Raw genomic sequence first — 639 nt, 5'->3', positions numbered from 1 at the left:
CCTTGTCAAAGCCCTCCTCGGTAATCTCCTGCCGGTCATTCCACCAATCCAATACCGGCTGGAAATGCTCCAGTTTCATCGGCTTGGTTTTGGAGAAGTGCTTATAGCCCTCCGGCATATCCAGACGATAAAACCATGTTCCCTCAGTGGGATGGGTATTGTCAAAGAACAGGATATTGGTAGTAATCGAGGTATACGGTGAGAATACGCTGCCCGGCAGCCGGATGATGGTGTGCAGGTTGAATTCCCGCAGCAGCTTCTTTTTGATGTTCACCTTGGCATTGTCAGTACCGAACAGGAAGCCGTCGGGCAGAATCACTGCTGCCCGGCCTCCCTGCTTCAGTCGGTACATAATCACCGACATAAACAGATCAGCAGTCTCACTGCTGGACAGGTCATCAGGGAAATGATTCTTCACATCAGCCTTTTCTGATCCGCCATACGGAGGATTCATCAGAATGACATCCACCTTATCGCTTTCGGTATAGTCCAGCACATCATGTAGCAGTGTATTGGCATGGTATACCTGCGGTACATCCAGCCCATGCAGCAGAAGATTGGTGACGCAGAGCATATAGGGAAACTGCTTTTTCTCAATACCGTAAATGGAATTGCTGTATGCCTCCTCATCCTCAGTGG

The 639-nt window shown here is 49.6% G+C and carries 1 protein-coding gene; it reads right to left on the bottom strand.

What is annotated here, in order from left to right; genetic code table 11:
* Positions 1–639: HsdM family class I SAM-dependent methyltransferase (locus H9X81_RS11540; RefSeq protein WP_204722176.1), on the bottom strand; the 639-nt coding region annotated here is incomplete at both ends.

It is taken from the genome of Hydrogenoanaerobacterium saccharovorans, from assembly GCF_016901815.1.
Lineage (GTDB): Bacteria > Bacillota > Clostridia > Oscillospirales > Ruminococcaceae > Avimicrobium > Avimicrobium caecorum.
This window is presented reverse-complemented; position numbering and strand designations above follow the sequence as displayed.